Consider the following 21,325-nt stretch of genomic DNA (forward strand, 5'->3'; position numbering starts at 1 on the left):
CAACATGGCTAAAATAAAGTTAACCCGTAATGAGTTAAAAGCGCAAAAAGAATCCCTCAAAAGATTTTCACGTTTTTTGCCAACTTTGGAATTGAAAAAGTTGCAGCTAGAACTTGAGCGTAGAAAAGTCGTGAAAGAGATGGACGAATTTCGCAAGAAGATAACAAGTTTTCGCGAAGATATACAATCATGGCAGAACTTGTTTTGTGAAAATTATCCCAAAGATGTTCAGCACTTAGTGCACATCTCAAATTTGGAAACGCAAGAGATCAACATCGCTGGAATTTCCGTTCGCGAAGTTGTCGATGTATCTTTTGAGGTAGATGAATACGATCTTTATCTAACTTCACCATGGTTGGAGAAAGGAATCGATGTTGTCAAAAAAATCATCTTTTTTCAGGAAAGAGAAAAGTCTTTACGTAATAAAGAACAAGTTATCTTACAAGAACTGCGCAAAACAACACAGCGTATAAACTTGTTTAAAGAAAAACTCATTCCTGAGTGTAAAGAGAATATTCGCATGATTCGCATTCAACTTGGTGATTTACAAGCGGCAGCTGTTGGTCGTTCCAAAATGGCTAAACAAAAAATGCAGCCCAAAGGGGGTACGCAGTGATTGTTTCGATGAAAAAGCTATTGGTTTTTGGCACAGAGAATAACCGCAAAGCGATATTGGAAAAACTACAGGAAATAGGAGTTGTCCACGTTGTACCGGCTTCGCAAGAAGAATTAAAAGGTCACGTAGATACTTTAGAGCAGCAAGAACAGGTTGCACGTGCGATCTCCATTTTAGGTTCTTTCCCTGACAAAAAAGAAAGTGTTGAAAATTTACCTGAGAATACAGTAAATGATATTGTTTCTTGGCACAACACTATTCAAAAGTACCAGGAAGAACAAAATGAACTAAATAAGCGCAAAGAGGCGTTGTCGATGTGGGGAGCATTTTCCACATCTGAGTGGGATGAATTGCAAAAGCATGGTGTGCACCTGCAATTTGTTAAAGTATCGCTGAAACAGCTCTCGCAGCTTGATTCTGGAAGAATCGCCTACAAGAAACAAATTGGAAAAGATGTTTTTGCCGCGGTTCTTTCACATAAAGAACAATATGAACTACCCGACTGTGCACAATTACTTCCCATTAAGAAAGGCACAGTCGAGTTAGATCGAGAAATACAAGAACTGCAACAAAAACAAGATGAGCTGAGCACAAAATTGCAACAGGCGGTGGTTTACTTACCGTTGTTACAAAAACAGCAACAAGCACTACAAAACGAACAGATGTTTTGTGCTGTCGAAAGTCAGTTGTTGTGCGAACAAGATGTTTTCGCTCTCAAAGGATATATTCCAGAAAAACAAGTAGAGACGTTGCAAAAAGAAATGCAAAGTGTCACCGCTGGTATTATGGTGGAAGAGGTGGATGGGGAAGATGATCCACCAACACTCATTCAAAATCCTAAGTGGGTACAGTCGGTAGTTGATTTAGTAAAACTATATGCCTCACCTGGGTATAAAGAATGGGATACTTCTTCCTCTATTTATTTAGCGTTTACTATATTTTTTGCAATGATTGTCGGTGATGCTGGTTATGGCTGTATACTCCTTGCCATCATGCTCGGTCTAACTGGAAAATTAAAAAGCTCCGAAGCAGGACAACGGGTTTACCGTCTAATGCTAACATTGAGCATTGGTTGTATTGTGTTTGGAGCAATCAGTGGTAACTGGTTTGCCATACAAATGTCGGAAGACAATCCACTAAAGCAGTTTCAAATACTTGGTACTAGCAAAAGTGAAGAGCAAAATCTCAACAACATGATGATGTTATCTGTGTATGTGGGGGCTGTACATTTATCTTGTGCACGTCTCATCCAAATCATTCGCGTTTTCCCTAGCGTATTTTGGATCAATCAACTAGGGTGGCTCATTATGATGTGGGGAGCAATTGCCAAGATTTTATGGCAAAATGACGCGGGACTTACCGCACTTCTGGTGGGAGCTGTATTGGCAGTGCTATTTGCAAGTGACCACCGCAACATATTTATGCGTTTCTTACTCGGTCTACTAGACTTATTGGGTATTACGCAGAATTTTGCCGACATATTGAGTTATTTGCGTCTCTTTGCTCTCGGACTTGCGAGTACAGTAATGGCGAAAATATTCAATGATTTAGGGATGCAAGTGCGAGATGTTTCTCCTACATTTGGACCCGTTTTGATGGTTCTCGTAATATTTATGGGGCACACCATTAATATTGTTCTTGCAGTCATGGGTGGATTTATCCATGGGTTGCGCCTAAACTTTTTGGAATTTTACAGATATTGCTTTGAAGGTACAGGCTACGATTACAAGCCTTTTGCCAAAAAAGCTCAGGTTTAAAATGGAGGGCTGCTGATACGCAGCAACAGAATTATGGAAGAAATTATCAAGTGGTTAGGTATTATTAGCCCGATGGCATTGGGTGCTATTGGATCGGCAATTGGATGTATGATTGCTGGCGCAGGTTTAGCAGGTGCTTTGCCACGCACAAAAGAGTCACATGGTGGTCTCATTGCAATGTCTGCTGCACCATCTTCACAAACAATTTATGGTCTTGTTCTCATGATGACACTAAAAGGAGCAAATGGTAGTGGAGCACAATTTTTAGCCATTGGTCTTCTTTGTGGAGTAGCGATTATGATCTCCAGTGTTATGCAGGGACGCTGTTGTGCCGCAGGTATTCGTGCAACCGTAGAAGATAAAACTGTATACGGTAAATGCTGGATTCCCGTTGGTGTAACAGAAAGTTTTGCTGTATTTGCCATGGTATTTGGCATGATTGCTCTACAAGCTTAATTCAATATGTTCTCTGAGACTTTGGTCTCAGAGAACTATTACTCTTGGGAGAATTTTGATGAATATATCAAGAGTCATTATCCTCTATCTTTTATGTGTATTTTGTTTTTCTCTCCCTGAAAAATTAATCACCACGACCAATAATCCTCACCCACTTCTCGCAAAAAAAATCCAAAAGTGGATTCTCGCATTGCAAAATAACAACAAACAAGCATATAATAACTTATGCCGTATTGGAAAAATTTCGCAGCGTTATTTGTATCAAGCACTTGAGAAAGACATTAATCATGTTGCCAAAAAGAACATTATTCTTATTACGGAAAAATTACAATTGGCAAATGAAGATGTGTTGCTAAAATGTATACAGAATAGCAGTTTGCACATAAGAGTGCGTGAACAAGCTATTGTTTCTCTAGCAAAAAGTGGTGGTCAAAACTCTTTAAAGTTACTCGCCGTTATTGCATTTGAACGCGACAGTTTGTTATATCGTAGCGCTGCAATGACAATTACCAAGTTGCCCAAAAACACGAAATACACCATCCAATTACTACAGCACTGGGACCGCAATATTGTACAAACGGCGCATAAAAGTTTAGTAGAAACAACAAAACAGAAGTATACCGCAAATTATCAACTTTGGAAAAAATGGTGGGAAAACAATGAATAACTATGCATTGTGTATTTGTTTAATTGTTTGTGGGTGCATGCAGCCTGTGGTAACTCCACAAAAAAATGTGGTGAAAAAACCGCTGTTGTCTGATGAAGAATTGTTCAGTGATGACAGTAGTGCGGTAAATGAAGTTGAGCAGGCTTGCGCTTATGTAGGTAATGCTTTTCAAAGTGCACAAAAATTTGCACTTAGCACCGGAAACAATATCTGCGTCGTTGTTACGAAAGAAGGTAATATACCTGTCATTCAGATTTTTAAGTTAATTGAACGTTCTACAACGCCTAAAATTGGTGAAAAATATGCAGAGTATAAACTGTCCTCTAATGTGCGATTCACACATGATTCTATACGCTATTTTTATTACGATTATGCACGGCGTATAGACTTTGATGAACCAGACGTTCGTCTTGTGACTAGATCAAAGAATCCTAACGCAGATTTGGTTATTGAGCACCTTAGTAGTGGTGAAAAAGGGCTTGTTGATTTTACAAAAAACAGTCCAACAATTCGTTATTTTCCTTAATTATCCGTTTACAAAGGAACTATTATGCCTATTTATGTTTATCAAGCTAAGGAAATAGACAAAGGTTGTGAATATTGTAGAGAAGAGTTTGAGATCATGCAATCGATCAAAGACGACGCTCTTACTCATTGTCCTAAATGTGGCACCGAAATAAAAAAAATCATTCAGCCATTTGGATTTTCAGTGGGAAAGAAACATTTGTTGTCAGACAAAAATTTGAAAAAGAAGGGTTTTACCAAATTGGTAAATGAAGGAGATGGAAAGTTTCGCAAGATATAAAAAAAAATCTCGTAATCATATGATTACGAGTTTTGAGAGCTTTACAAGTAAGGTTATTTTACCCACCTGCGCTCACCCACAACTGTGTGTCAACGCCAGTTGTTCCAGAAATAAATATCCCATTAAATTGCGCGCCTACCTCTGCAGGAGCATTCGGTGCTGTTGATACAGCGGCATCAAAGTTCGGAGTTGATGTGGTCCCATCATAAAAGGGCACATTTCCTCCACTGTCATTTGAAGCAATCAGTATTTCCCCATTCTGATTTACGGCAAAACAACGTAAACCTGTGTTGTTAAATACCGAGGGCCATGCATAACCTCTAAATAGAGATTCTTGTAGTATTGCATCCTGTACATTTCCCGCTGCTGTTGCAGCAACATCCGAGGCATCCGTGATGGGAGCTCCGCCAAGAGATGGTAGAAAAACAACAAATGAATACCCTGTTTTACGACTAATTCCATCTATTTGTGGCTGCAAGGAGGCTGGGCAAAAAGGCTGTGGAGTACCGTTGGCTCCGGCATTGGTGAGAGTTCGAAGGTATGCTCCAGATAACTCTCCCATTGTTCCGAATTCACCTGCTCCATTGGCGTTAAAATCCAATGTGGCCGATGATTGGAACAGGGCTTGAAACGCGTGGATCCCTTTTAGTGTTGCGATTGCCGCACCCTCATTTGCGTTGATTTTAGCACGCAAAAATGTTGGAATAGCAATTGCCGCAATAATTGCAATAATGGCAACAACTATCATTAACTCTATTAAAGTAAAACCTTTATTTTTTTTTGCAAACACCATAGCTTGCCTTACATAGATTGTTGATGACTTGATATTTTGTAATTTATGATCTATTGCAAATATACTCTAGGATGAAAATTTTTGATTATTTTAACTTGAAATTAGGGTATAAAAATAAAGTGGGCTAGCCCACTTTATTTTTATGCATTTATGGTATTAGTTACCAGCGGCAACCCAAAGCATAGCGTTTGGACCGTTACCAACTTGACCAGACTGGAAAAGACCAGTAAACTGAGGAGTATCAGCTGGACCAGTTGTAGCTGTCGCATCTTCTGCTGCAGGAATGTTAGCACCTGTTGTACCATCGTAAGTAGCTACTGGAGGGTTTGCACCGTTTGTATTTGGAGCTGTTAAAACTTCACCAGTTTCGTTTACTGCAAAACAACGAATACCTGTGTTGTTGAAAACTGTAGGCCAAGCGTAAGCGCGGAAACGAGCTTCTTGGAAGATAGCGTCTGCAACGTTAGCAGCGATAGTTGCGTCTGTTGTAGGACCACCAGCAGCAGCATCACCAACAACTACAGCACCTGGTAAGAATACTAGGTATAGGTAACCAGACTTCGCACCAGCAGATAAACCACCAGCATCGGTAGAAGGTCTTAGAGAAGCTGTGATGAAAGCTTGTGTTTGACCTGTGTTCGCACCACCAGTAGTACCAAGAGCGCGAGTGTAAGAACCTGTTAGTTCACCAAGAGTTCCGTATTCACCAGAACCGTTAGCATTAGCATCTAGGATGTTTCCACTTTGGAACAGACCTTCAGATGTGAAAATACTTTTTAGGGTAGCAACTGCACCACCCTCGTTAGCTGTAATTCTCGCTCTTAGGAAAGCAGGGATAGCGATCGCAGCGATGATAGCGATGATAGCAACAACGATCATTAGCTCGATAAGGGTAAAACCTTTTTGTTTTTTGTTAAGCATTGAGATTTTCTCCTGTTGTATAACATAAGTTGTTATGTATGAAGATTCAAAAAATAGTACGAATCTTCGAGAGTATTTCTATTCTAACAATCTAAAGTATAAAAATTAAGTGATATTTTATTTTTTTCAGATTGTAAAACAATTAATTTCGTAAATATAATGCAACAAATATGCCAATCTGAGGTTTTCTTAAACATATTTATGAGGAATTGTTCATGTATTCTCTGTTTTACTACGCTGTGGACAGGAAGTTTTTTTAGATACGTTGTTTTGCGGTTGTTAAATTTGTCTGTTAAGTGACAAAAATTGTCAGCCGGTTATACCATGTGACAATTTTTGTCAGTGTAAAATTTCAATTACGTGGTTTTCACAAATTTTTCTCGATTTGCAAAGAAGAGTTTGTTATACTTCTTAAAAACCAAAACCTCATGATGTTATTGGCAATTAAGGCAGATTATTAATGGTATGCCTAGCAAATTTAGGGGAACTTCATGGCTGAAGAATATTACTCTTTTCAGGATGTCCTACGCGAGTTGCAGATGGAGGAATCTGAGTTAAAAAGGCTCGTGTCCGAAGGAGAAGTAAACGCAATTAATGACGGACAAAATGTAAAATTCGCCAAGAGTGAAATTGAAAATATACGCAACAATAAGATGGATGCTGGAACAATCATGGTTCCAAGTGGTAATGGGGAGAGCAGCGAAGAAGTATTGCTCGTAGATGAGGTAGATAGTGGGGCGATCAGTGCTATAGAAGAAGTTGGTTCGTCTGTGGCCTTGCAGGCTGAATTGGCAGATGAAAGTAGCGCTTTTGTCAATATAGATGATAGTGGACCTTTGCTGTCGATGGAAGAATCTCAAGATGACAATCAACCAATTCTTAACATTTCAAGTGAGATGAAAAAACCACGTATCCAAAATGTTAAGGAAGACACTGAAGAGTTAATTTTCGAGCAAAGTAGTGGAGAAGACTTACTGGAAACAGGTGAGCTACTCTTTGATTCTGTGAATCAAGTCTTACCTCGCGATCGCGAAGAAGCAGAGCTTTTTACCGAGTCCGAGATGGGGATTTCAGATGACTATGATGATATTGATGAAGCCTCTGTAAAGGCAGCCATTGATTTTGTAGATAGCTCTGATGAAGAAATCGTCAGTACCTCAACACCAAAAAGTAATATTCATTACTCTTCTGTAGAAATGCAGCGCAGGCAAAAAGTGCGCACCATGGCTGGGGTAAGTGTGGGACTTCTCACCTTTGCCGTTGTAGCACTATTTTTCTTTTTTCCTCCAAAAGAAACCAATAAAACCCCTACGGTAACGGCTCATGTTGTTCAGAATATTACCTCTGAGACTGCATACAGCTACACCGGAGAAGTAAAGCCTATCCGCGAGACAAATGTAACCACAAATACCAATGGTACTGTCTCCGCGTTATTATCCGCAAATAGTTCTGTACAAAAAGGTCAAACCATTGCGGAAGTGGCGTCTAGTGGAGATCCCGCGAATAAGAAAAAATATGAAAGTCTAAAAAGGCGTTACGACAGTAGCAAAAAAACTTTTGAGAAAAACAAAAAATATCATCGCGCTTTAAAGAAATACTACGCGAAGTATGTGAAGACTCCACGCAGTAAACGCAGTGCGCTAGACAAAAAGACAAAAAGAGCTGCGAAAATCTACCACACCATGTTGGACTATCGCAAAAATGGTAAGTCTTGGCTCGCTCAGATGAAGAAGCTTAAATCGCAAATGGGTGGTAAAGAAGAAATTAAAGCGACTGCAAACGGTTTTGTTACACAAGTGTTTGCAAAAAACAACAGCCAATTGAACTCCGGAGATAAGATCTATGCGATTGGTGAAGCGGATGAAGTACTTTGCAGTTTCCGCATACCGAAAGGTGAAGCTCAAAATTGGAGTAAAGATGACCAAATAGAAGTTACCATAGGCAGTAACAACTATAACGCTGTTGTAGAAAATGTAAATGAAGATACTTCAACTCAGCCTGTCACTCTGTGGCTACATGTGCGCATTAACAACAATGAATCGCAAATTAAACTGGGAGAACAGGCTTCTCTTAAGTACAACAAGGAACACGAAGTAATGGCGATTCCTCGCAGTGCTGTTTATACCGAAAATGGCAAAACATTTGTTTTTGTCATCTTAGAGGATAAAGATAAAGTATTGCGCCGTGATGTACAGCTTGGTGAAGAGCGAGAAAATGGATATGTAAGAGTTAGTAATCTATATGCCAATGACAAAATAGTTGCTGACAACACGATTAAACTAGAAGAAAACCAAGATGTTGTTATTGCAAAAGACACTGACAAATAATCATTTACATATATAGCAAAATAGATACAATAATAGGGTAGGAAGCCTCAGAGCTTTCTACCCTATTTTTATTTGGGATTGCTGTAAGCGACAATATAAAGGACCAAACAATGAAAAAATGCTTATGTGTTCTCAGTATCTTTTTTTCGCTAATTTACGCGGAAGAGGTACTGTTTGTAAAGAGTGGAGAGGTAGACGGAATCCAGGTTGGAGCGTTTTACCTTGGTAAAAAGGAAATCAGTAATCAGGATTTTTTCCTGTTTATTGAGGAGGATGGTTACAATGAAAAACATTTATGGGACGCGAGTGTCTTAGAAAATTTTGATGAAAAATTCAAAATAGAAGGTGGAGATCGCGCACCGCGTACTTGGAAAGAAGTAAGTCCTCCTGAAGGAAAAGAGTATCAACCAGTACAAGGAATTACTAAGGCAGAAGCACGTGCATATGCACGAACTCGTGGTTGGAGTGTTCCCAGTGAAAATATGTGGAAGTTAGCACAAAAACAGCATAACATTGGCGCATATCCGTGGTTCGACGATGTGGAAGAAAATAACAGCGGAATTCGTTTAGTGAGATATTTTGCGCCAGGAGAGGCTGTCTCGTCCATGCAAAATGAAATGAAATCGTTTGCAAAAGTTAGCCAGGTGAATCGCAATGCATCTGGTATACGCGACCTCGGCCGCAAATATAAAAAGATCAATAAGCAGGTTCAGAAGTTTGATAAAGACATGCGCGTTGTCATGGACGATTTGCAAAAGAACAAGCAACAAGAATTAGAAAAAGTCGTTGCGACAATGAACAGCAAGTTGCAAGCTCTCGAACAGCAACAAAAAACTAAAATTGAACAAACGATGGCCGCTTGGAGAAAAGAGCAGCAAAGAAGCACCAGTAAGATTAAAGATCTGACAAAGTTAGTGGTGATGAATTCTCAAGAAATTGCTACTTTAAAGAGTGATTACGATACCGTGGCCGCAGAAAACAAAAATTTGAAAAAAGAAATACAGAAGCTCGATACTTTGATCAAGCAAGTGCGCGGTATGCAACAGCAACTAACAAAACAACAAACTCTTGCCAGTAGCATGCAGAAAAAATTTCAAAATATGAGTGGTAGTGTAAATGCAGAAGTCAAAAAAGCTATCGACGATTTTAAGAGCGAACAACAAAGTTGGTTGGGAAATCAAGAGCGCAACTTTGGCAATAAAAGTAAACAGTGGGAAAAGAAATTTGCGCGCATTGATGAGATGAGTAAGGATACCGTTGAGTTAGAAAAGCAAGTTAAACGTCTGAATAGTTTGTGCCCACCCTTACCAGGAAACGGTAACTACGTACAAAGTTTATTGACCGTCAAGTCTGGTCTAGAAGAAGTGCGCTTGACAGCGAAGAAGATCCAAACCGATGTAAACTTCTTGCAACAAAAAGATATCGCCATCGAACAGCAACTACCTGTTCTGAAAAAGCAAGACGATTTATTGGCAAAGGAAGATAGTAAATTACAGTCGGCAATAAAAAGTATGTCTAGTCGTGATGACTACCAAGATAAAGAAATTGCGAAACTAGACGCTCTTTCTGGACAAATGGATAAGAAGACGAAACTGATTGCGGGTAACATTGATGCCTTACAAAAGAACGACTTAGAAATTATAGGCAAGATTTCGGATGTTCAAGGATCTGTCTCCTCTCATATACAACAATATCAGGCTTCTAAGCAGCAAACAGGTGAAATGCTAACCGCGATCACACGCCATAAGGAAGATATACAAACGATACAAAAGAATGTGCAAAATTTACAAAGCAAAGACATCAAAATGGCAAAATCGTTAAAGCAAACTGTGGATTTACTGCGTGGAGAGTCGGAAGATATTCGCAAAAAATTATTTTCTGCACAGCAATCCGAAGTGAAGACGATTGCGGAAAATACCAATAAAAATGCCGCAGAGATTCGTGGATTGGAGAGTTACGTTGGGAATGTACGTTCGCGCATTTTGAAGAAAATGGAAACCCTGGAATCCGATATTAAGAATGTAGAGCAAAAACGCAATCGTTTGGAAACAGACTTCCGTATCGCAGCAACACAGATGCGTCACAATATGTTGGAAATTGGCCAAAAAATGCTACAGCTTTTTGAAAAAGGCATGTTTATGGGACCAATTTCTCCAGATAAAGAAGTTTCACCAAAGGAAATGAAAGAGCACATTGATAAGCAACAATCGCAACAAAACGTAAAACTCGCTAGCAAAGAACTCAAGAAATTTAAATCGGAACTAGAAAAATTTAAACAACGACAAGACAAGCTACAAGATAAATATGACGCACTACAAAAAGAACACAGTAAAATGAATGAAGAGCACGGCAAGATAAGTCAAGAGCATGGCAAATGGAAAAAAGAAATTTTACAACGCCAAGATCAAGAAAATAGAAAATTATTAGAGCGTATCAAACAAACACAGCGGATCGCGATGCAAGCACAGAATCAGGGAGATGTTTCTTCTAAAGTATACAGTGAGTATCGCCGCGATTTGGCGGATCTTTGCTATAACACCAGTGTTGTATTTTTCAAAAACAATGAAATTGAGTTGGCAAATAGTTTTATCAATATGTGCTTTAAGTATGATGCGAATATGCCAACTGCAAAACGTTTTTGGAACGACAACTGGGTGGAACTGAACACTCCACGAGGTATGGTGTATATCCCGAAAAAAACAGCGATACTAGGAAAAGCAAACGATTTTGAGTTTCCATATCGCAAAAAACAAGTACCATCGTTTTTTATGGATCGCTACGAAGTAACCCGTGGTGAGTTTGCGGATTTTGTGGCAAAGGCATACAGCAAAGACGACGTTTGGAGCAAAGAAGGACGGTTGTGGCGCAAGAATCGCAAAAAACCACAAAATTGGCAAGATCCAAATGTGAATGAAGAAAAACTTCCGGTCTCCAATGTATCCTATTACGAAGCTGAAGCGTATGCAAAATGGAAGGGCAAAAGACTACCTACTGCCGATGAATGGGAACGCGCAGCGCGTTACAACGATGGACGTTTATATCCTTGGGGGAATAAACAACCACGCGAAGGAAAACAATTTCGGGCAAATTTTCGTCAAATTGGTATGTACAAGGACAAATTTTTATACAGTGCTCCTGTGGGATACTTTAAAGATGACGTAAGTATGGAAGGTGTTTTTGATCTATGTGGAAACGTCGCCGAATGGTGTTCAAATTCGCACAGAAGAAATAAGAACAAAAAAGCGATTAAAGGTGGATCTTTTAATAGTACACGCTATCGTTTGCAGGGGTATTTCGAAATGGGTGAAGAGCCGTCAGCAACAGCGCCATTTATCGGTTTCCGCTGTGTGAAGGATAGCCCACGCTAGGTATAGAACCCATAACTACACCGTGTCATTCCTGCGAAAGCACATACTTGTCAAGCTAAGATGTAAAAGCTTTATCAATAAAGACTTACAAAGCCGTGTCATTCCTGGCTTGACCAGGAATCCACAACACAAAGTTAAATTGTATGCGCCTGGATCCCTGATCAAGTCAGGGATGACACCGGTAAGGTAGTTTTTTAGTTTCAGAGAAAAAAATGTAATTCTTTTATTTGTAGTACTTTCTGTCTTAGCTTGACAGCCATGTGCGAAAGCAGGAATCCACAATATAAAATTGATTTATAAATGCGTGGATCCCTGATCAAGTCAGGGATGACACACTTGTAGTTTTTGATCAATAAAAAAATGTAATTGCTATCTTTGCGATGCTTTTTTGGCCATTACCAACTTGGTAATGCAATGAATTGCGCCATTCGCACCAATAATTTCATTGCAGTCCAAACCTACAACGCGATGATTTGGCATGAGTTTTCTGTAAACGTTCAGTGCTTTTTCATCTGTGCCACGTCCGTAGATAGGAACTAATATTGTATTATTGACAATAAGTGAGTTTGTATGTGTGTAGCTCGTTCCCCACTGATATGCAGGCATGGGAATACGATGTACCACAAATTTTTCGCCATCGCTGTTTGTCATTTGTGATAATTTTTTGGCGATATCGTTCAATATATAGTAGTTGTTACCATAGCCGTCCATAGGTGTTGCGTACTCGCCGACGATAATATTTCTATCATCGAGTAGTTTACAAAACATGTCAATGTGTCCAGTGCCATCATTTTCCATATCCGGAACTATATAAACTTGGTCACAGCTAAAATAGTCTTTCATGTAGCGTCTTAGCTGTTCTTCTGAAAGATTAGGATCTCCGCCTTGCTTTGGATCAAAAACGACATCCGTCATAATCGCGGTTTTCTTACCATCGAGTATTAGATTTCCTCCTGGTAAAATGAGCGGACATTGAAATGTCTCCCAGCCAAATTTATCTCCCAAACTTTTAGGGAACTTGTCATCCAGTGGACGAGGTCTATTGTAGACAAGGTCGATGATACCTCTTTTGCCACTATCGGTATAAATAAACCACGGTCCATAATCGCGCATCCAAACACTGTTCAGTCTTTGACGTAAGAATACAATGTTCTCCATATTGCAACCGTTTTGTTCTAATATCGAGGTGACATAGTCCGGGGAGTTAGTAACGATATAAACCTTATCGGTTATCGATACTTCTTTGGCAATGTTCGTCAAAAGGCGATTGTACCCTGTCCAGGAAATGCAAACCCCTTCACACTTTTCAAACTCAGCCGGAGCAATAAATTTTCCTTTCGGAGGACTAAAGCGAAAATTCTTTTTCGACTGTAGATATTTTCCCCAAATGGTCTCCCAACTATCTCCTTCGCCAGCAAATTGATCGATAATTTGCTGTTTTTCTTCCGCGGTTAGATTTTTGGGGGTAGATGCTTGTGCCCAACAAAAAGACAATGTGACGCACAAAAAAATACAAATAAACTCTTTCAATTTTATTCTCCCAAAATGGTGTAGATAAAATATTTGTGCTTGGTATGAAGTGATACCAAGGTTGTTATATGATACCAAAAAAATTTTAAAAGCACACGATATTTTGTTCTGCCAAACTTACATAACAGCCATCTCCTATAATGATATGGTCCATGACTTTAATTCCAACTAAGGAGCCTACCTTGATAAGTCTTTTTGTTGTATGTATGTCTTCGTCGCTAGGGGTTGGGTCACCTGAGGGATGGTTGTGAATTAATAAAATAGAATTACTGCGTTCCCTAATTGCCGAAGAAAATACTTCGCGAGGGTGTACGATGGATGCATTCAATGAACCGATAGAGATTAATTCCTGTTTGAGTAGCTGATTTTTACTGTTTAGATGCAATAAATAAAACTTTTCTTTTTTTTCATCGCGTAGTATACTTTGAAAATGCTGATAAACCTGCTTGCTACTGAGCAATACTTGTCCATTTTCTACGGATTTTTGACAAAATCTACGTGCTATTTCCATACATGCTTTTATTTGCAAGGCTTTTGTTGTACCAATACCAGGTACTTTTTTGAGTTCACCAACACTTGCTATGGCCAAGTTACGTAAATTAGAAAACTTGTCGAGTATTGCCGCTGATATGTCCAAAACATCTAGATGACGCGTCCCACTACGCAATATGATCGCAAAAAGTTCTCTGTTTGAGAGCGTTTGTAGACCATGCAATAACGCTTTTTCTCGCGGACGTTCATCAGGAGATAACGAACGTAAATCCCTATTTTTCATAATGTGTATCTCTTTACTATTAAATCATCTGGATTTCGGAACAAAAACGGTATCGGGATCGGAGTTCTCGTATTATACGTATAATTACGACAACTTTATTTATCGCAAAGTAAAATAAGTGCAAAATTCACAGGAAAACTTTACAATGAAATCGCATAAGATACTTGACATCATTACAAAGTGCGGCTATCATAAAAAATAAAAATTTATTTAGATCTCGATATTCTGTTGTACGACAAATTGCGTATATTCCGTGGCTGGGAGAAAGTCTAAGGCCCCAGTTATTTGAAAAGATTTCATGGCTTATGGATATGGGACTGTTATGACTGTAAAAATAACGATTACGGCAATAGATAAAATTAAAAACCAACAAAGAAGATATTCAAAATATGTTCCTATGGGAGACTCCTTTGGAATCATTCTTCAAGAAGTAGAAGACCTCAATACGCCTGATAACATTGACGATAGTTATTCATGTGTGATAAAGAATAAAGATGGTGAAATTTGGGTTGAAAATTATTTAGAGAATGGGATATATGTAAATGTTGACCATGTTGACGGCACTAGGGAATTGCGTAGTGGTGATGTCATTTATCTGACAAAAGATATTTTACTAAATATTAAAACCTATGAGCTATCTGGGCGTGAATTATTCCGCTCCACTAAATTTTCTAAACTACCAATTGTTATCAAAGTCCCTGTGACAAAAAAAGAAGAGAAAAAAGAAATTGAGGACCACAGCAATCCTGTGGGTCATGAAATCGATGGTTATTTCTTTGAAGAAATTCTCGATTATGGGAACATGGGGATTGTCTACAAGGCAATTCAAAAGTCGCTCAAACGTCCCGTCGCTATAAAAACAGTTGCTCCACAACACCTTAATAATCCTACCTTAGTAAAACGATTTATGAATATGGCGAATCTTGCCTGGCGCTTAAATCACCCATACATTGTTCAAATTTATGATACGGGGATCAGCCAAGATTTTCGCATGAACTATGTTGTCATGGAATATGTCGAAGGCGAGACTTTAACTTCTCGGCTAAAAGACAAAGGGTACTTAGATATTGAAACCACTTGTGAAATTATGTGCCAGCTAGCAAGTGCGCTGTCATTTGCCCACAGACAAAATATCATCCATCGCGATGTGAATCCTTCGAATATAATGCTTACTAATGATAAATATCTCAAGCTCATTGGGCTTGCTTTGTCTAAAATCGTAGATCCCAGCGAAGAAAAATTGTACTTGACCGCAAAAGGTGAAGCCATGGGGACAGAAGGTTATATTTCCCCAGAGCAATTTAAAAGTGCTGCAGACGTGGATTATCGTACAGATCTTTATTCGTTAGGCGTCATCTTTTATCAGTGTTTATGTGGATGTTTGCCTTATGCCGAAGATATACTAAAAGACCCGGCCAAGTATGGCAAGGCACTAAAATACAAACCCAAGTTGGCTCCTAACAAAGTGAAGCCAGCAATTCCGCAGCCACTGAGTGACATCGTCATGAAATGTCTGGAGCCATCTCCAGCAAAGAGATATCAAAAGGCCGAAGAAATTTTTCAAGATATCAAAGTATATACAGAAACTCAGCAACTCTCTGTTGCCCAAAAACGTATCCGCGCAATGTTCCCGAAGACGCCCGAAGTTCCAGGCTACGAGTTCCACGTAACATTTGAACCGATGGAAGAAATCGGGGGAGATTTTTATGATTTCGTCAAACTTGATGATAACAAAATGGGAATTGTGATTGGAGATGTTACCGGACATGGGGTAGAAGCCGCTGTTGTGATGGGGATGGTCAAATCCATCGTGAAATTGATGTCTAAAAATTTAGATTCACCTGTTGAAGTGTTAGAGTATGCCAACCAAGAACTTCATCCCGATATGGATACCACAACGTTTACTACCGCTGGTTATGGTGTCCTTGACTTAGAACAAAAGGTGTTTTCTTTTGCACGCGCGGGGCATAATCCACTTATTCTTTACAACCAGGAACGCGATCCGAAACTTACCACCTTTCTTCCAAAAGGAACTATCATTGGTGTTCCTTGGGCATTGAAGTGTGAAGAGGCAAAGATTCCATTACAATCAGGTGATATCGTTATTCAATACACCGATGGTATTACCGAAGCTAAGTCAAAAGCTGGAGAAGAGTACGGTTTTGAAAAACTGTGCGAAGTGATTGAATTATCAAGTGCCTCCGATTTAGAGGAAGTCATTAAAATTGTCAAAGATGATGTGGGAGAGTTTTCTAAAGGGGCTCATGAGGACGCTGATGATATTACCATCCTTGCCTTTAAAGTGAAGTAAAAATCTATTTTTATTTATATGACTCTTCCAATTCACCGCAATTATCTCTCAGAATGAGAATTGAAAATGATGTAGGGATACCCTGCATCATTTTTCATTAAACGAACGATTTGCTTAGCAAAAAGATTACTATTTTTTCGATCTCGATCCTGCTCCCGATCCCGCTCCCGTAGAAACAAAAAACCATTTTCACAAATTGATGCTCAATATGAATTTTTAACTTGGGTTATTATTCAGGGGCGTTTTATCTACAAACTAGCACAAGTTATAAGATGTAACGTTATCTATTTATAATTCTTATAGGTTTAATTGATGGAATCATAACATGGTAAAAAACAGTGATGTTTTGTTTGGAAGAACGGCTGCCACATACCAATTCGTAAAGCGCGAAGATATTAAAATGTGTGTCGTAGAGGTAAGTACCTCAAGAGTTCTTGGTTTAAAAAAACATATTGCACAAGTTATGTACGAACGAGGATTGCTTTCGATAGAGCAAATTTTCGCTGTTTATTATTCCATGATTCGTGCACAGCAAATTAAAAAAATACGCAACTATCGCGTTTGCCAATTTACCTTTGCCGATGATGAAGTTTTCTACGAAGCGATAGGCGGCAAAACAAGTTTTCAAGATGACGAAAATTTCTCCGCAGAAGAATTTAAAAAAAAATTTGCGATATGTGTTGAAGATTTGAATTTGTGTATTGATATTCAAGCAAAATTAGAAAACTCCCAAATAAAAACCCCTCTTTTAAATATTTTATTCCACAAAAAAATTCTTTCTGATCCTATTAAAAATCTAATTCCCAATGTCGAAGATAAAATTGGTAGCTTGAATATTGCAAAAGGCTTTGATAGCAAAACGGTAAAAAAGAGCATTGCTGTGCTTATCAATCAAATCGCAATTGTAAATAATAAAATGTCGCTAGAAAATGCCAAAGAGGCTTTGACTAAGTGGGAGGGATCTTTAGGGGTTACCGAGCTTAGTTTGAAATATCTGGAAGTCTGTTTTTATTGTGAGTTTTTAAAGACAGAAGATTGCCAAAAAATAGCATCTTTTTTGAAAAAAGTGTCTGGCATTGAATATAGTCTTCGCTTTGATCTAATTTGCCTTAGTGACAAAGAACAACAGTTCTTTGAGAAAATGCGAGAAGAAAAGCAGCTAAAAGAAAGCATTGTGGATGAAGGACTCGAAATTCAAGAATTGTTTGCAAAACACAACCTCAGTGTACCTCTTTCACATATATTAATACTCAAGGGGAATTTGAAAAGAGAAGCCATTGCAAAAAAATGGGCGGATTCTCAGCGTATAAAGCTAGTACGTGAAATGGCCGATGATACCAATGTTAGCGCAACCGTGCAGGCAACCGTCGAACTACCAACGCATGAGGAATATGTTGATCCCCAAGAATTTGCAGAAACAGAAGAGTTTGAAAAAGAACTGGATGAAACTTTTCGTACTTCACAGTCGATGCAAAAGCAAGCTTTGCAAGGAGAATTGCAAAAATTACGCGAGCGTTTGAAAAGTGCCAACCCTATTGAAATGAAAACCATTAACACCATTCTTGGGCACTATCAAAAAGCAGATACAACAATTAAAAAGACTGTTTTTACGGCGACGATTGTCGTGTTATCGATTATGATTGGTATATTTATCGCTTATGAGCAGGCAGCGTCTAGTGTTGAAGATAAAAAAAATCCGACAAAAATTACTGAAAAACCGCGTGAGAAAACCATAGAGGAGCTGTTGCAAATTTCGCGTAATGCCATTAACAAATATCAATTTTTGAAGGTATACAATACATATTTGAAAATTATTTCGCAGAATAAAGATGTAAAGCAAAATGGTAAATTATCTTTACGAGCTAGTGAGTTTCGTTCGTTGGGTAAACTCATCACATCTCTTAAAGAAGCGGTAAATTTTGAAAAGAAAGTGGCACATGTTAGCGGACACAATGTTTATATTGAAAAAGTAAAAGAGGAAACCATTGTCGTTAACGAGCAAAACAATATTTATGAAATAAAGCGTAATGTGATCAATCCTACGGAACTTCTCAATATACTTTTCCTCTATTCTATTGATCGTAAATATCCTTGGGAAATGGCGTTATTTTGTTACGAATATAATCTCAATATGCAAGCAAAAAAAATGCTGGTGAGATTCGTTACGCAAAATCCCACCCAGGAAAATATTGCTTGGAAACTCATGTCTTCAAAAACAGGGATTCCGATACCTGAAGGTGGGTACGTGGTGTACCAAGATGAATTTATTTCTCAAAGTGAATACAATGAAATCCAGTTAGCCATCCAAAGAAAAGAGCAACAGGAAAAACAACAACAGCAAAAACAACAACAAAATGTGATAAAGAAGCAGCAAGTTCCCCCCCTAAAAAAATGGGAAAACAAACAAAAAGAATCTTTACGAAAGCGCCGTGCGCTTTATGCAAAAATGGCCAAACAACAAGGTTATGTCTTTTTTGATCATCGTTGGACACTGCCGCAAACCGTAAAACGCGAAAATGAAATGTATGATCGAAAGAATAAGGGATTTGTATGGTTTAATGGTGAGTGGCATGTGAAAAAGAATTTGGGGAATTGGTCACTGGTTACTCTACGTAAAGAGATGCTCAGTGGATATCTCTTACAAAATAAAGACACAAAACTTTACACGTTGCGTACTACCGAAGGGGTAAGGTATTTATCTTCAGCGCAAATTTTGCGAAAAGTGCAGTTCCCTTCTCCTTGGGAAACTTACTTGTTGGTCGCGAAGAAACTAGCCGACAATAATATCCAAGCGCAGTATCAACTGGGATTGTGGTGTTTGGAAAAGAATTTAGAATTACCCGCACAAATACAATTTGAGAAGGTGATTTCCTTAACACCAAATCATCGTGCAGCAAGAAAATTTTTGGGATTTACTTATTCTAATTCACGCTGGTATTGGCCCACCGAAAAAGTTCCGGAAAAAGTACTTTTCGCACAACAATGGCTGTCCAAACTACAGGCACGTTACTATGGACTTGTGGAACACAATGAAAAAATGGTTGTGGACTTTTCGATTTTAGACTACCAGAAACCTTCACAGCATACGTTTGCAGAAAAAGAAATTGCACAAGAGATTTTTGGGGGAAAGCCTCAACGTTTAGGTAAACGCTGGAAAATTATCTATAATTTTTCTCCGTCTATGAACTTAGGACCTTGGGAAAATGTCACCCGAGGCAAGACTTCGGCTGCGGGGGCTATTATCAATGAATATTTGGAAGTAAGTGCGGATGCCTCTGCCCCAGCATTTGCTCATCTACATGTTCCTTTTACCGGAAAAGTACAAGTTAAATTTCAAGGACAAATCGCACCGCGTAGTAAGTACAATTTGTATGCAAAAGTGTATCATGAAGATGCAAAAGACAATGGTGGTTACCTATTTGCTCTTAACTGGAGAAAAAGTTTACAAGATAAAAATAGCCAGAACATTATTCAGTGTTACCAGGATAACCAGTTGCAGATACTTGCCAGTACCAAGTCGCCAACAATACCAAGTGGCAAAAATTATAAAATTCATATAAACGCTCACAATGGTAGACTTTCGTTGAATCTTAGTGGCGGGCGTTTGTTGAATGTACGCGAGAACAAGACCTACCAACAAGGAGGTGTCAGTTTTGGTACATTTGACTCACGCGTGAGATTTGATGATATCACCGTCATCGGTGAAGTAGATCAAAAATGGTTTACGGAACAGGTTGCGTTGACAAAGCTTCGATTGCAAGAGAAGAAAGTGACGAAAAATGTATGGGTGAACGGTATACCTAAATCTCTAGCAAAATACTATACGCAGTTAGACCAAAATTCACGTTCTTCTCTGGAAAAGGTATATAAAACGCTTGTGGAAGGTGACTTGCTTGTGGGACAAAAGCTCATCGAGGAATTGTATGCGGCATATCCACGAAATCCTTTTATCTTACTTTCGCGGGCAAGACTTTACAACGAGATGAAAAACTACACCGCCGCGATTAAAGACTGTTCTGACGTGATCCAAATATTAAAAGACAAAAATGAAGATGAACTTTACACTGTTTATGTCGTTCGCGGTATAGCACATAATTTTTTACAGCATTATAAAGATGCTCTCCAAGATTATCTTCAAGCGCAGACAATTGCCCCAGAAGAGTTTTTGACAAGTTATCTTTTGTGTAGTTGGCACTTGCAAAACAATGATATCGGAAAAGCGCAATCTATTTTGAAAACATACATAGGGCAAGACCCTGAGAACAAGGAAGCGAAAAAATATTTTTCGTACATCAAAGAATATAATACGCCTTATCAAACGGCAAATTACAAATTGACAGAAAAAAAACAAGTTGTTGGTGACTACCTCGAAAATGTGAATAAACGTTTTCGTAAACTTATGCAAATAGCACAGCCTTCTGTTTCGTCAACAACCGTTGAAATATTTTCGCAACAAAATGCGTTGCAGAAATATTTAGATAGTCACTTGTTTGCAGAGCCTAAATTTAGCAACTTCGTATTTTCTCCACAGCAACATATGCTTGCCGGTTGTACCGATCTGCACAATGAAGTAATGATTTTACAATTGAACAAAGCATGTATTTTTGAACTTGTAGTGGGAAAAAATCTTCCGGTGTGGCTAAAAGAAGGAATGGTCGAAAATTTTGCACAACAAAAAATTTCGCTATACCATTATTTTAGAATCAAGGATATTATTCGCACTGGTAAGGCAGACCTGAATAAAATAACTGATGATGAATTATTTTATGGCACGGAGTTTCTTGAAAATCGTTCTTTGAGTTACGCTTGGGTTTATTTCTTGTTAAACTCCAAGTATGAGAAAGATTTTAAGAGATTTTTATACGAGACACTACGCAAAGGAAAACCCCAAGAATTACTTGCGGAAATTTTACTACAGGAAAAAGAACAAGAAATTAGCAATGATTTTATGCGTTTTTGGAATAAGATGTCTTGGAAATAATGCATAATAATATCAGAA

At 38.6% G+C, this 21,325-nt stretch carries 13 protein-coding genes and 1 pseudogene; 10 read left to right on the plus strand and 4 right to left on the minus strand.

Annotated features, from left to right (window positions below; translation table 11 throughout):
- The first annotated feature begins 4 nt into the window (after positions 1 to 4).
- From UABAM_RS18335 to UABAM_RS18360, 6 genes are read left to right on the plus strand one after another with little or no spacing between them, the layout of a single operon-like run.
- Complete coding sequence (locus UABAM_RS18335) at positions 5 to 616, plus strand: V-type ATP synthase subunit D (RefSeq protein ID WP_151969462.1); 612 nt, start codon at positions 5 to 7, stop codon at positions 614 to 616.
- Between the two features lie 8 nt (positions 617 to 624).
- Complete coding sequence (locus UABAM_RS18340) at positions 625 to 2,373, plus strand: V-type ATP synthase subunit I (RefSeq protein WP_151969463.1); 1,749 nt, start codon at positions 625 to 627, stop codon at positions 2,371 to 2,373.
- Positions 2,374 to 2,406: 33 nt separating this feature from the next.
- Positions 2,407 to 2,829 carry an ATP synthase subunit C gene (locus UABAM_RS18345; protein WP_151969464.1) on the plus strand — a complete coding sequence of 141 codons (423 nt, stop codon included), beginning with the start codon at positions 2,407 to 2,409 and terminating at the stop codon, positions 2,827 to 2,829.
- A gap of 58 nt (positions 2,830 to 2,887) precedes the next feature.
- Positions 2,888 to 3,496, plus strand: coding sequence for a hypothetical protein (locus UABAM_RS18350; protein WP_151969465.1), 609 nt, complete (start codon positions 2,888 to 2,890; stop codon positions 3,494 to 3,496).
- Positions 3,489 to 4,022: a hypothetical protein gene (locus tag UABAM_RS18355; RefSeq protein WP_151969466.1), complete on the plus strand. Its 534-nt coding sequence runs from the start codon at positions 3,489 to 3,491 to the stop codon at positions 4,020 to 4,022. Before UABAM_RS18350 ends, UABAM_RS18355 begins: the two co-directional genes overlap by 8 nt.
- A 24-nt stretch (positions 4,023 to 4,046) precedes the next feature.
- On the plus strand, positions 4,047 to 4,301 hold the full coding sequence (locus UABAM_RS18360) for an FmdB family zinc ribbon protein (protein ID WP_151969467.1): 255 nt from the start codon (positions 4,047 to 4,049) through the stop codon (positions 4,299 to 4,301).
- 58 nt (positions 4,302 to 4,359) lie between these two features.
- Here UABAM_RS18360 and UABAM_RS34220 read toward each other — a convergent pair whose 3' ends face one another.
- Together UABAM_RS34220 and UABAM_RS34225 are read right to left on the minus strand one after the other, a co-directional pair.
- Positions 4,360 to 5,094, minus strand: coding sequence for a prepilin-type N-terminal cleavage/methylation domain-containing protein (locus UABAM_RS34220; protein ID WP_151969468.1), 735 nt, complete (start codon positions 5,092 to 5,094; stop codon positions 4,360 to 4,362).
- Positions 5,095 to 5,921: 827 nt separating this feature from the next.
- Positions 5,922 to 6,015, minus strand: a pseudogene (locus UABAM_RS34225) (prepilin-type N-terminal cleavage/methylation domain-containing protein); the annotation flags it as partial.
- Between the two features lie 491 nt (positions 6,016 to 6,506).
- Here UABAM_RS34225 and UABAM_RS18375 point away from each other — a divergent pair.
- Both UABAM_RS18375 and UABAM_RS18380 read left to right on the plus strand, forming a co-directional pair.
- Complete coding sequence (locus UABAM_RS18375; protein WP_151969470.1) at positions 6,507 to 8,342, plus strand: efflux RND transporter periplasmic adaptor subunit; 1,836 nt, start codon at positions 6,507 to 6,509, stop codon at positions 8,340 to 8,342.
- Positions 8,343 to 8,452: 110 nt separating this feature from the next.
- Entirely contained in the window at positions 8,453 to 11,710 is a 3,258-nt protein-coding gene (locus UABAM_RS18380; protein ID WP_151969471.1) for an SUMF1/EgtB/PvdO family nonheme iron enzyme, read from the plus strand.
- Between the two features lie 369 nt (positions 11,711 to 12,079).
- Here UABAM_RS18380 and UABAM_RS18385 read toward each other — a convergent pair whose 3' ends face one another.
- Together UABAM_RS18385 and radC are read right to left on the minus strand one after the other, a co-directional pair.
- Positions 12,080 to 13,240, minus strand: a complete 1,161-nt coding sequence (locus tag UABAM_RS18385; RefSeq protein ID WP_173013404.1) for an agmatine deiminase family protein — start codon at positions 13,238 to 13,240, stop codon at positions 12,080 to 12,082.
- 85 nt (positions 13,241 to 13,325) lie between these two features.
- Positions 13,326 to 14,015: a RadC family protein gene (gene radC / locus UABAM_RS18390; RefSeq protein WP_151969473.1), complete on the minus strand. Its 690-nt coding sequence runs from the start codon at positions 14,013 to 14,015 to the stop codon at positions 13,326 to 13,328.
- A gap of 322 nt (positions 14,016 to 14,337) precedes the next feature.
- On the opposite strand from radC, the gene UABAM_RS18395 reads away from it, so the two are divergent.
- Both UABAM_RS18395 and UABAM_RS18400 read left to right on the plus strand, forming a co-directional pair.
- Positions 14,338 to 16,326, plus strand: coding sequence for a SpoIIE family protein phosphatase (locus UABAM_RS18395; RefSeq protein ID WP_173013405.1), 1,989 nt, complete (start codon positions 14,338 to 14,340; stop codon positions 16,324 to 16,326).
- Positions 16,327 to 16,651: 325 nt separating this feature from the next.
- The gene (locus UABAM_RS18400) at positions 16,652 to 21,307 is read left to right on the plus strand and encodes a tetratricopeptide repeat protein (protein ID WP_151969475.1); all 4,656 of its coding nucleotides are present in this window, start codon (positions 16,652 to 16,654) and stop codon (positions 21,305 to 21,307) included.
- Positions 21,308 to 21,325 lie beyond the last annotated feature (18 nt).

It is taken from the genome of Candidatus Uabimicrobium amorphum (assembly GCF_009002475.1).
Lineage (GTDB): Bacteria > Planctomycetota > Uabimicrobiia > Uabimicrobiales > Uabimicrobiaceae > Uabimicrobium > Uabimicrobium amorphum.